This window comes from Thalassospira profundimaris WP0211 (assembly GCF_000300275.1).
GTDB lineage: Bacteria > Pseudomonadota > Alphaproteobacteria > Rhodospirillales > Thalassospiraceae > Thalassospira > Thalassospira profundimaris.
Map to the genome: position 1 here is coordinate 24,454 of NZ_AMRN01000003.1, position 12,468 is coordinate 36,921.

9 protein-coding genes are annotated in these 12,468 nt (G+C 54.7%); 3 read left to right on the forward strand and 6 right to left on the reverse strand.

Annotated features, from left to right (window positions below; genetic code table 11):
• Positions 1 to 70 precede the first annotated feature (70 nt).
• The 5 genes from TH2_RS06855 to TH2_RS06875 form a co-directional block, all read right to left on the reverse strand.
• A complete protein-coding gene (locus TH2_RS06855) occupies positions 71 to 2,077 on the reverse strand; it encodes a CocE/NonD family hydrolase (RefSeq protein WP_008889680.1) in 2,007 nt (668 codons plus the stop codon).
• Positions 2,078 to 2,169: 92 nt separating this feature from the next.
• On the reverse strand, positions 2,170 to 3,801 hold the full coding sequence (locus TH2_RS06860) for an ABC transporter ATP-binding protein (protein ID WP_008889681.1): 1,632 nt from the start codon (positions 3,799 to 3,801) through the stop codon (positions 2,170 to 2,172).
• Positions 3,794 to 4,621, reverse strand: a complete 828-nt coding sequence (locus TH2_RS06865) for an ABC transporter permease (RefSeq protein WP_008889682.1) — start codon at positions 4,619 to 4,621, stop codon at positions 3,794 to 3,796. The genes TH2_RS06860 and TH2_RS06865 overlap by 8 nt, the downstream gene beginning before the upstream one ends.
• A complete protein-coding gene (locus tag TH2_RS06870; RefSeq protein WP_008889683.1) occupies positions 4,618 to 5,625 on the reverse strand; it encodes an ABC transporter permease in 1,008 nt (335 codons plus the stop codon). Before TH2_RS06870 ends, TH2_RS06865 begins: the two co-directional genes overlap by 4 nt.
• Before the next feature lie 196 nt (positions 5,626 to 5,821).
• Positions 5,822 to 7,411, reverse strand: coding sequence for an ABC transporter substrate-binding protein (locus tag TH2_RS06875; protein ID WP_008889684.1), 1,590 nt, complete (start codon positions 7,409 to 7,411; stop codon positions 5,822 to 5,824).
• An 860-nt stretch (positions 7,412 to 8,271) separates the two neighbouring features.
• Here TH2_RS06875 and TH2_RS06885 point away from each other — a divergent pair.
• Together TH2_RS06885 and TH2_RS06890 are read left to right on the forward strand one after the other, a co-directional pair.
• Positions 8,272 to 8,685 carry a universal stress protein gene (locus tag TH2_RS06885; RefSeq protein ID WP_008889686.1) on the forward strand — a complete coding sequence of 138 codons (414 nt, stop codon included), beginning with the start codon at positions 8,272 to 8,274 and terminating at the stop codon, positions 8,683 to 8,685.
• A gap of 64 nt (positions 8,686 to 8,749) precedes the next feature.
• Complete coding sequence (locus TH2_RS06890; RefSeq protein ID WP_008889687.1) at positions 8,750 to 10,420, forward strand: BCCT family transporter; 1,671 nt, start codon at positions 8,750 to 8,752, stop codon at positions 10,418 to 10,420.
• 134 nt (positions 10,421 to 10,554) lie between these two features.
• Here TH2_RS06890 and TH2_RS06895 read toward each other — a convergent pair whose 3' ends face one another.
• Positions 10,555 to 11,013, reverse strand: a complete 459-nt coding sequence (locus tag TH2_RS06895) for an META domain-containing protein (protein ID WP_008889688.1) — start codon at positions 11,011 to 11,013, stop codon at positions 10,555 to 10,557.
• 233 nt (positions 11,014 to 11,246) lie between these two features.
• Between TH2_RS06895 and TH2_RS06900 the strand changes: the two genes are divergently transcribed.
• Entirely contained in the window at positions 11,247 to 12,242 is a 996-nt protein-coding gene (locus TH2_RS06900) for an Ldh family oxidoreductase (protein ID WP_040823128.1), read from the forward strand.
• Positions 12,243 to 12,468 lie beyond the last annotated feature (226 nt).

A 12,468-nucleotide genomic window follows, 5' to 3' on the forward strand; every position in this document is an offset into this window, starting at 1 on the left:
TTCACAGCATGATCGATCAGTCATAAGAAAAGGGCCGGATAACCGGCCCTTTTTGCGTTTCTGCAGATGCTTACATGAAGTTTCGCGGGATTGTCTTTTCCCAGGTCTTTTCAAAGATCTGTTCACTGCCCTCATAGCCAATCACCCAGGCCGACACATACCAATTGTCGCGGTCACATGTCAGTTCTGCGTGGCAATCTGTCCGCACTGACCAGTCATCACGTTCCAGATCGCAGGTCCAGGCGGCTTCACCCTTAACCGAAGTCGGATCAAGCGGGTTGATCGTCCAGGTTTCGCTGCGCACTTCGCGGGTCGACAGGCGTGAGTCCGGATGCTCAAAAAGACCGGTATCTTCATAGATGCGATAACGGGTTTCGTTCTGCGTCAGATTGCGCTGAACACTGCGTTCCGTCCGGCCCGGTTTGTGTTCAATATATTTGGGCAGCGGATCGGGATTGTCGGGTTCCTTGACCTCAATCTTCTCGTGCGCGCCAAGCAGCGGCAGGTCAAACGCAATCGAAGACGGTGCAATGGTCAGACCCGCGTCAAACGGCGGCGGCAGGATCATTGGCCAATAGGATGTCGACAGTGCAAGCCGCATGCGATGCCCGGCGTTGAAGCGATAACCGCAGGCATCAAGCACCAGCGTGATGGTGACTTTCTGGCCACGCGGCATTGGCTTGGGGTCGGCATAATTGGCTTCAAGGTCGCGATGGGCAAGGTTCAGCACCCCGAACGATACGCGGGTTGCTGTACCATCAGGATGGACATCGACCAGACGTGCGCACAGGTTCGACCAGTCTGCATCGCATTCCAGATCAACGCGCAAAACCGGACGCCCCAGAAGGTCAATCTCGGCCTCTAGCGGTGCGGTTTCAAAGACCAGCGATCCAGCGTCATCAGGACGCTGATCAATGGCCATTTCGGCATCGGGTTTCAGCGTGAAATATTCGCCCGATGCGGTTCCGGTATCGAGCGGTGATTTCAAATAGATGTCGGCCGCAGGGGCACTTTCGTCACCTGCCTCGAAGGAGAGCCTGCCGTCATTGACATAGACGGTCTTGGTTTCGGGCTGCGTCCATGTGTCTTTGGCGATCCAGAAGCCCGGATCAAAGTCACGCCGCGGGGCCGGTTTGGGGCCATCCAGGATATAGGCGCGCATCTGCGGCAGCTCGTCGATGCCGTTATCATCACCCCGCAGCCATTTGTTCCACCATTTGATGGCTTCGCCCGTAAAGTCGGCACGCGGCTTTGGCCAGGCGAAATGCGGATATTTGTGCACCCATGGGCCGATCAGGGCCTTCGCGCGATCGGGCATACCTTCAATCGCGCGTATTGGCGTGTTGCGATAGCCATCCGCCCACCCGGCCAGAACCATCGACGGGATTTGGACGGCATCAAAATCCTCGCAGATCGAGGCATGTTTCCAGAAATCATCGCGGGTCTGGTGTTGAAGCCATTCTTCCAAAAAGAACGGTTCTTCCTTCAGGCGGTGCAGCCACATTGCCCGCCAGTCATCACCCACCAATGCAGGGTCAGGTGAGCGTGACTGATAGGCCAGCATTGTGCCTGCCCATGACAGTTGTGCTGAGAGATGACAGCCATTTTTATAGTGAATGTCGTCGTTATAGCGGTCCACCGTTGATGCGATGGAAATCACCGCCTTGAGCGCAGGCGGATTGAGGGCGGCAACCTGCAGGCAGTTAAATCCGCCCCAGGAAATCCCCATCATACCAACCGATCCGTTGCACCACGGCTGATCGGCAATCCATGCAATCAGCTCACAGGCATTGGCCAGCTCAAGTTCGGTATATTCACCGTCAATCACACCATCAGATTCACCTGATCCGCGAATATCAATGCGTACGCCGGCAATGCCGGCCTTGGCAAATTCGGGATAGGTCGACTCATCGCGCGCACAGGTCCCATCACCCTTGCGATAGGGCAGAAATTCAAACACTGCCGGAACCGGATCGTTTTCGGTATTTTCGGGCATCCACATGCGTGCGGCCAGTCGGGTGCCGTCGGCGATGGTGATAAAGGTGTTTTCAATAACAGTGAAATTTCTGTCGGACATATTGGGGCGTGGTCCTTTGGAGTGGTTATGTGGGGCTTATTCAAAAAGGCGGCCCATGATCCGGGCCGCCTTTTTTTGTTTTTGCACGGTTTTTAGTGACCGGCACTTTCCATTTTGCGCGTGGCCAGAACTTTTTCCAGCCAGCCCAGTTCCATTTCCGGCACCGATTTCAAAAGAAGGTCGGTGTAATCGTCAAATGGCGGGTTCAGGACTTCGGACCGCGGGCCGAAATCGACCAGCTTGCCCTGCAGCATCACCGCAACAGAATCGGCAATTGCACGCACAATTGCGATGTCATGGGTGATGAACAGATAGGATACCTGACGTTCTTTCTGCAGACGCAGCAAAAGATCAAGGATGCCTTCGGCCACCAGCGGATCAAGAGCTGAGGTCGGCTCGTCACACAGGATCAGTTCCGGCTGTGCGGCCAGGGCACGCGCGATCGCCACACGTTGTTTCTGCCCGCCGGAAAGTTCGGCCGGATAGCGGTCATAGAAGGCTTCACCCATCTCGATTTCATCAAGAAGTTTGATGACTTCCTTTTTGCGTTCCGCACCACGCTTGCCGAAATAGAACTGCAACGGACGACCGATGATCTGCCCGACGGTCTGGCGCGGGTTCATCGCGGTATCCGCCATTTGATAGATCAGCTGAATACGTCGCAAGTGATCGCGTGACCGGTCCTTTTGGGCGTTGGACAGTTCCTCGTCACCGAATGTGACGCTGCCCTGGAAGGGCGGCAGCAACCCGGTGATGACGCGGGCCAGTGTCGATTTACCCGAACCGGATTCCCCCACCACAGCCAGTGTCTGACCACGCGGCACATGCAGCGATACGTCATGAAGAACCTGCACCCCGTTGCCATAGGCCGCCGAGATGTTTTCAACTTTCAGCAACGCATCGGACTGATCGCGCGCTTCGGTCTGTTTGGTCTGACGCACATTGACCAGCGCCTTGGTATATTCCTGACGCGGGTTTTCAATGATCTGCTGGACAGGGCCATATTCGACGGTTTCGCCATTGCGCAGCACCATGATGTCATCCGAAATCTGGGCGACAACGGCCAGATCATGGGTGATGTAAAGGGCGGCTGTGCCGGTCATTTCAATCGCATTCTTGATCGCGGCCAGAACGTCGATCTGGGTTGTCACGTCAAGGGCGGTGGTTGGTTCGTCAAAGACAATCAATTCCGGTTTGGAACACAGTGCCATGGCGGTCATGGCACGTTGCAGCTGTCCACCCGATACCTGATGCGGGAACCGGTTGCCGAAATTCTTGGGGTCTGGAAGACCCAGAATTTCAAACAGGTAGTCGGCCCGTTTGCGGGCTTCGTCACGGCTCATCAGGCCGTGTTCGACCGTGGCCTCAATCACCTGATCGCCCAGCTTGTGCGCCGGGTTAAACGATGCCGCTGCCGATTGGGCAACGTAACAGACACGTGCCCCGCGGATTTTGCGGATCCCCTTTTTATCCAGCGGTAGGATGTCCTGGCCATCAAGCAGGACTTCACCGCCGGTAATGCGCACACCTCCCCGGCCATAGGCAAGGGCCGCAAGGCCAATGGTGGATTTGCCCGCACCAGATTCCCCGATCAGGCCAAGGACCTTGCCCTTTTGCAGATCAAAGGACACACCATGGACGATCTCAATATCCATCGGGGCTTCACCCGGCGGGAAGATGGTCGCGCCAATGCGCAGATCGCGTACCGATAAAAGATCAGACATCGCCGCGGCCTCCTTTCAGGCTGGAAGTACGTTTCAGCAACCAGTCGACAACCATGTTGACACAGACAGCCAGGGCCGCAATCGCGCCACCCGGAATAAGGGCGGCCTGAATGCCAAAGATGATGCCATCCTTGTTGTCCTTGACCATGCCACCCCAGTCGGCGGCGGGTGGTTGAATGCCAAGGCCGAGGAAGGAAAGCGTCGACAGGAACAGGATCGAAAAGGCGAAACGCAGCCCGAATTCCGCCAGAAGCGGCGACAGCGTATTGGGCAGAATTTCACGGAAGATGATCCACATCCGGCCTTCACCGCGCAGTTTCGCGGCCTCGACAAATTCCATTACCGCAACGTCAAGCGCGACTGCACGGCCCAGACGATAGACACGCGTTGAGTCGAGAATGGCCATTACGGCAATCAGGATGAAGATGTTTTGCGGCAGGACTGCCAGCACCACGAGGGCGAAAATCAGGGTCGGGATCGACATCATCAAGTCGTTCAGACGCGACAGTCCCTGATCAATCGGGCCACCGGAAACAGCGGCCGTGAAGCTCAGGAAAATGCCGATGGAAAACGACAGGATCGATGCCGCAAGCGACACAAACAGGGTTGTCTGCGCACCGTAAATCAGGCGTGACAGAAGATCACGGCCAAGGTTGTCGGTGCCCAGAAGATAAAGGTCACTGGCCGGTTCCCAAACGCCCGCAACAATTTCGCGTTCCCCATAGGGCGCGATGAGCGGGGCAAAGACAGCACAGCCAAAAGCAAACAGAATGCCCAGAATTCCGATCCAGGCGGTCAGCGGGATTTCACGTAATCTCATCGCGGATGCCTCAGTCTCGGATTGGCGACAATGGCGACGATATCGGCCACCATATTGAGCAGGATATACACCGCCGCAAAGATAAGCCCACAGGCCTGCACGACGGGCATGTCACGCACTGTCACGGCATCAACCATATACTGGCCCATGCCGGGATAGACGAAGACAACCTCGACCACGACAACACCCACCACCAGATAGGCAAGGTTAAGCGCAACCACGTTGACAATCGGGGCGATTGCGTTGGGGGCCGCGTGTTTGACGATCGCCTTGAAGGCGCCAAGGCCTTTAAGCTCGGCCGTTTCCATGTAGGCCGATGACATCACACTGATGATGGCTGCACGGGTCATGCGCATCATATGTGCGAGCACCACCATCACCAGTGTTGCCGTCGGCAGGGCAATGGCGGCCAGTCGTTCTGACCAGCTCATATTGTCATAGACCGTGGACGGGAAGGTCGCGACCCCCATCTGAACGGCAAAGAACACAATCAGGATATAGCCGATGAAGAATTCCGGCAGGGAGATCGCGGCAAGCGACAGAACGTTGATCACGCGATCAGGAATACGGTTGCGATAGTGAACCGCCACCATGCCAAGCCCGACCGCAAGCGGCACCGAGATCGCCGCGGCGAAGAACGCAAGAAACAGCGAGTTGCCAAGGCGTTTGGTGATTTGTTCGGTCACCGGCGCACCACTGGCCCAGCTGTTGCCAAAGTCGCCTTGAACAACGCCGCCAAGCCATTCGAAATAGCGGGTGGTAATCGGGCGATCCAGGCCAAGGTCGGCGCGGATATTGGCAATCGCCTGCGGTGTTGCAGACTGACCAAGATAGGTTTCGGCAAAATCGCCCGGAAGGGCTTCGACTCCGGCAAAAATCAGAATTGATACAGCCCAGAGCAACAACAAACTCAAACCCAGACGTTCGGCAATCAGTACCGATAACGGATGGGTTTCTTTCAGTCTGTGTCGCGTGGCTCGTACGCCGGCCAAGGGATTGGCCATGAACACATACTCCCCCTTAATGGCCTGAACGGAAATTCAAGACGGGTGGGACGGCAAAGGATCATTTGCCTCCATCTGGAAATTTCGATCAGACCATGTGTCAAACAAACAGGCGAACAACAAGACGGGGACCACGGTCAAACCAACCGTGATCCCGCAAGTCTTCAATCATCGGGATGCAATGCACCCCGGCTGATTAGCTGTTGATCCACAAACGTGTCGCTACATAACCGTTCGACATGTCGTTCCCGATGTCATCGACAAAGCCGGAAACGTTGGTCGTGGTTGCGTTCACGAAGTCATTGAACATCGGCAGGATAAGACCACCAGTGTCACGGACCATCAGTGCCATGTCGTGATACATTTCCTTACGCTTGGCCTGATCAAGCTCAGCACGTGCTTCGAGAAGGATCTTGTCGAAGTCGGTGTTGAAGAAGCGGGTGTCGTTCCAGTCAGCACTCGACAGATAGGCCGTCGAATACATCTGGTCCTGGGTCGGACGACCACCCCAGTAAGAGGTCGAGAACGGCTGAACGTTCCAGACGTTTGACCAGTAACCGTCACCCGGCTCACGTTTGATTTCGATGTCGATCCCGGCCTTTTTCGCGGTTTCCTGATAGAGAACCGCCGCATCAACAGCACCCGGGAAGGCGACGTCAGACGTGCGCAGAAGAACCGAACCGTCATGGCCGGACTTCTTGAAGTGGAAGGCTGCCTTGTCCGGATCATAGGAACGCTGTTCGATGCCTTCCGGGAACAGGGCATAGGTTTCGTTGATCGGGAAGTCATTGCCGACCTTGCCGTAACCACCAAGGATCTTCTCGACCATGGTTTCGCGGTCCATCGCGTATTTCAGCGCCAGACGCAGGTCGTTATTGTCAAACGGTGCGGTGTTGCAATGCATGATGAAGACATAGTGGCCACGGCCCGAAGTGGTCTGAATTTCGACATTCGGTGCACGTTTCAGAAGGCCAACGGTCTTCGGATCAACGCGGTTGATGAAGTGAACCTGACCCGATGACAGGGCTGCCATACGTGCGGTCGCATCGTTCATCACGATCATTTCGACGGAATCAACAAAGCCGCGATCGGTGCGCCAGTCATTTTCGTTTTTCACAAACGTTGCGCGCACACCGGCTTCGAAGTTGTCGATCTTGAACGGACCGGTACCGATACCGGCATTCGGATTGTCATAACCGCCGCCCGGCTGGATCACGAGGTGATAGTCACTCAGCAGCAGCGGAAGATCAGCGTTGCCTTCCGAAAGCGTCAGAACAAGATCGCCGCCCTTGTTTTCGATGCCCTTGATCGAGCCCAGAACACCCAGTGCGCCGGACTCGGACTTTTCGTCGGTGTGGCGGTTCAGGGTTTTGACAACATCGTCGATGGTCAGTTCGGAGCCGTCATGGAATTCGACACCTTTGCGGATTTTGAACGTCCAGACAGATGCATCGGCATTCGGTTCCCAGGATTCTGCAAGCGACGGTACGGCAAGGCCGCTGGTCGGGTGCGATTCAACCAGGGTGTCGCCCCAGTTACGGTTCATGGCAAAGGTGAATTGCGAAGAGGATTTTGCCGGATCAATAACGTCGGTCGAAGCCCCGCCCTGAAGGCCAAGTTTCAGATGCCCGCCGCGCTTGGGTTCCTGTGCCATGGCAGCCTTGCCATAGAGGCTTGTGGCAGCGGCAAGGGTCAGGCCGGCGGCCATCGAACGGCCGATGAATTCACGACGGTTCATTTCAGATGCTGTGACGCGTGACGCGAAATACTTGATAGGGTCAGTCATCCCTGTTCCTTCTCTGATGCTTTTGATTTTGCTGAATTATTTTAATGGTGTGGCAGATCCTACCCGCGATTTGGTTGTGCTTCGTTGTGCAGGTTGGGGTGTCGTTCAGACACAAACGGGCATGCAGCATGAAGATGTGCTGTTGCGCCATGGCACCGTTATTGCGCAGTTGATCAACTCCCCCGTTGGCCACAATAATTTTCCCTTTCGGGTATGTGCACGGCCATGGATGCCTGCCTTTCACAAGACGGATCCAGCAAATATGTCCATTCAGAACTTATGGTGTTCTGATCTGGAGGCACATGTTGTGTGGGACAGACAGTGCACAAATCGCGCACATCGTGACACGAGTTTGGGGGCTTCATCAAGCCAAGTGCGCATGACCGTGCGATTTTTCGGCATCCGGGGATAGAGTTTCGCCATTCGAAACTCTCTGAAAAATAGAATAGAAATCCGATGGATTTTGCCAAGAAACGCCTTGCCAATTAAGGGGTTTACGGGTGGAAAAGCTGATGGCGTGGATAGGCCGATTTAGAGCGAGAAAAATTTTTTAAAATTTTCAAGTTCGAACATCGAAAATTCGCTTAAAGGCACCGGATGTTCTGTTTGGAAACCTGAAAAATAATCATTTGGCGATTCGACTTTAGGCGCAGTTTCCCAATGTGGTCAGGTCAATTTTCGGCAACGAGTACTGTCAAACGGTGTGACGGAATTTTACGGCAAATATTGCAGCATTGCTTGTGCGCACTTTCGAAAGCCCGTTTTTGATTTTGCTGACCGTCAATGTTAGGTTCTTTTCGCTGCCCTGATATTTCGTGAAACCACGGACTTCAGGGGTGGTGCACATAACGGAGGAATGAATGTATCAGAAGATGCTCGTGCCTGTCGATTTGGCCCACGTTGAAAAATTGGATAAAGCAATTAAAACGGCGGTCGATCTAGCCAAGCATTACAAGGCCGAGATAAGCCTTCTAGGTGTCGGTACCAATACGCCGTCATCGGTGGCCCATACGCCAAAGGAATTTGAACAGAAACTTCAGGCGTTCGCCGAAGATCTGGCGTCCAAGCATGGTGTAAGCACCAAGGCGGTCGTGCATATTTCGCATGATCCGGCAGTGGATCTCAGCAAGGAACTTGTCGCCAAGGCCGACGAGCTTGGTGCCGACGTCATCGTCATGGCATCGCATGTGCCCGGTATTGCGGACCACATTTTTGCGTCTCATGGCGGATATGTCGCGTCCCACTCGGATCTTTCTGTATTCCTCGTGCGTTAGAGGATGCGGACGAACCTTTACGGCTAGGGGTAGCTGTATATTCATTTAACCTAGGGAGTTTCAAATGGGGTCTGAAGCTGACACGGGCATTGAAAGCCCGGACGGTGCAGCGAACCCGATTGATACAGAATATGAAATCGGGCAAGACAATATCCAAGCAGAGATCGGGCCATTTGGACTGGATGTCCATAACCCGGTCTTTCTGATTTCGGGTCTTGCGATTGTTGCATTCGTCTTTCTCACCCTGGCCTTTCAGGAAAGTGTCGGGCCGATGTTCAACGACCTGCGTGGTTGGCTGACATCGTCGCTTGACTGGTTCTTCCTGTCTGCTGCCAACGTATTTGTTGTGTTGTGTCTGTTTCTGATTGTCTCGCCGCTCGGTCGTGTGCGCCTTGGCGGTGCGGATGCAACACCGGATTATTCCTATGCCGGCTGGTTTGCCATGCTGTTTGCTGCAGGCATGGGCATCGGTCTTATGTTCTATGGCGTGTCAGAACCGATTTCGCACTTCACATCCTCGATGGGTGGAATTGCTGTCGGTGAAGATGGTCTTCGCACCGACTGGGCGCCGCTTGGTGCGGCCGCCGGGGATGCCGATGCTGCATTTGATCTTGGCATGGCTGCAACCATCTTCCACTGGGGTCTTCACCCATGGGCGATCTATGCCACTGTCGCGCTGGCACTGGCACTGTTTTCCTTTAACAAGGGCCTGCCGCTGACCATTCGTTCGATCTTCTATCCGATCTTTGGCGAACGTGTTTGGGGCTGGACCGGTCACCTGATTGATATTCTGGCGGTGTTCGCGACCCTGTTTGGTCTTGCAACTTCGCTTGGCTTCGGTGCGGAACAGGCCAATGCCGGGCTTGATTACCTGTTTGGCATTTCGGTTTCCGATACATCGAAGGTTTTCCTGATTGTCGGGATTACCGGTGTTGCACTTATTTCGGTGCTGGCGGGTCTTGATGCCGGGGTGAAGCGTCTGTCGGAAATCAACATGATCCTTGCAGCACTTCTGTTGCTGTTTGTGGTTCTGGTTGGTCCGACGATGGAAATCATCACCGGCTTCTTCTCGAGCCTGCTGTCATATGCACAATATCTTCCGGCACTTTCAAACCCGGTCGGTCGTGAAGACGCCAACTTCAGTCAGGGCTGGACGTCCTTCTATTGGGCGTGGTGGATTTCCTGGTCACCGTTTGTCGGCATGTTCATTGCGCGTGTTTCGCGTGGTCGTACCGTGCGTGAATTCATCACCTGCGTTCTGATTATTCCGTCGCTGGTGTGTGTTCTGTGGATGACGGCCTTTGGCGGCACCGCTGTGCATATGGTAACCGAAGGCGTTACCGCAATTGCCGAAGCAGGTCTTCCGATCAAACTGTTCACCATGCTTGATCAGCTGCCGCTGCAAGCCATCACGTCCTTCATCGGGATCGTTCTGGTGATCGTGTTCTTCGTGACCTCGTCTGACTCTGGCTCGCTTGTGATTGATACCATCACCGCAGGCGGCAAAGTCGATGCACCGGTCCCGCAGCGTGTCTTCTGGTGCACCTTCGAAGGTCTGGTTGCAATTGCATTGCTGCTGGGTGGTGGTCTTGGATCATTGCAGGCGATGGCGGTTTCGACCGGATTCCCGTTTGCGATTGTCCTTCTGATGGCCTGCTATTCGATCATTCAGGGTCTGCGGACCGAACCCAAGGCCGTCGGTGCCAATTCCGAGGCAACGGTCAGCAAGGACTAGAATATCGACATATGCGTATCTCGCCGTTTGGCGGTTATGATACCTGATCAAAGAAAAGGGGCGCCAACTGGTGCCCCTTTTTCATCTCGTGCAAGCATGTTGCGTCTGGTGGTATGTGAGCAATGCCGATGTGCTTATTGCGCGGCGGGCGTCAGCTCAATAACCATGTCGCCGTCACTGTCCTTGAGAACAAGACGCCCATCAACGACATCCCAGCTGCTGACCAAGACGAATGCACCGCTAAAGGCATTTTCGATCTGCATGGCGTTGTCGGCGATACACATCTTTCGTGTCATGGCGAGCTGTGCGACACCCAGTGACGATCCCGCCTGTTCGTAACTGCCTGAATACTGATTGCAGCCTGCATTGCCCGACACCATGCCATCGCTGGAAAATGTGGCGGTCGCCATGACAGGCGGGGTCGGCGAAAGGGTGCTGTTGCCATCAATGACCTGCACTAGTTGCCATTCCTGATCAGTTACACTTCCCCAGTCCGGTGTCATGTTGCCTGTGGACGCGGTGCCGCAGGCCGCAAGTGATGCCAATGCCACCAATGCCAAAAGCAAGCCGATCCTGTGTTTAACCTGACGCATATCTGAATTCCTGTAATGCTTGCGCGGCCTCCGCGCGATCTTGTCATTCGCAAATTCTGGTGATGGTATCATATTTTCAAAGTCGTTGGCGCCAAAGGCGCTTCTGGTCGCACCCAAAACGGCTTTGCACGCAGGGATGGCTTGTGGCTATGTTACGGATCCTGCAGGCGCATGATCCTTGCGCCCGTTTCCCGGTTCCAAAGCCCCACTTTGAAAATCAAGGTTACCTGACGATGAAGATTTCCGTGAAAGATGCCCACGCACTTGTGTGCGAAACTTTGATGCGCTGCAATGTGCGGGCAGACAATGCGGCCTCGGTCGCAACGGCACTGGTGACGGCCGAGGCATCCGGACAAGGGGGACACGGTTTTCGTCGCGTGCCGGCCTATAGCGCGCAGGCAAAGGTCGGCAAGGTTGATGGCATGATCAGCCCGATCTTTGAAAAGCCTACACCTGGCGTTTTGCGCATTGATGCGCAGCATGGATTTGCCTATCCGGCACTGGATCTGATGATGGATCACTTGCCAGATATGACTCGCACCCAGGGTATTGCGATTGCCGCAATCCACCGATCGCATCATGCAGGGGTGATGGGGCTTACGGTCGAACGTCTGGCGGAAAAGGGATTGGCGGCGATGATGTTTGCCAATGCCCCGGCGGCGATGGCGGCATGGGGCGGCCGACGTCCGATGTTTGGCACAAACCCGATTGCCTTTGGCGTGCCGGTTGGCGATGCCGGTGATCCGATCATCATCGACCTTGCGCTTTCAAAGGTTGCGCGCGGCAAGATCATGGCCGCCAAGCAAAAGGGTGTCGCCATTCCCGATGACTGGGCGCTTGATGTGGATGGCAATCCAACCACCGATGCCGTCAAAGCCATTGATGGCACGATGATCCCGGCCGGTGGGGTCAAAGGGGCGGCACTTGCCATGATGGTGGAGCTTCTTGCGGCTGGTCTTACCAGTGCACAGTTCGGTCACCAGTCTTCGTCACTTTTTGATGACAAAGGCGCACCACCTGCGCTTGGACAACTGATCATTGCCATTGATCCCAAGGCAACCGGCGGTGTCGGTGTAATGGATCACCTTGCCTATATTGCCAACGAGATTGCCGCAGAAGAAGGCGTTCGTTTGCCGGGGCGTCGCGGCAAGCAGGCACGCGCACTTGCCGAAGCGGAGGGCCTTGAGATTGAAGACGACGTCATGGAGACCATCAGTAAAATTAAATAAATCTCGCGATCGGTCCGTCTATATCGGTGTCAAAAGGGTTGATGTAGAATGTTTGACTGTTCTGTATTTTTAAAAGTGGACATTCATCAGACAAATACCTGCCGGAAATTTTAAAAATGTTACAGAAATAATGTCGGAATTACCGGTGAGTACTTCGATTAATTCTTGATGTATAGACAAGTTTAATTGTTGTCGGGGCGATATGCTCTGCGTAATCATCGAACTG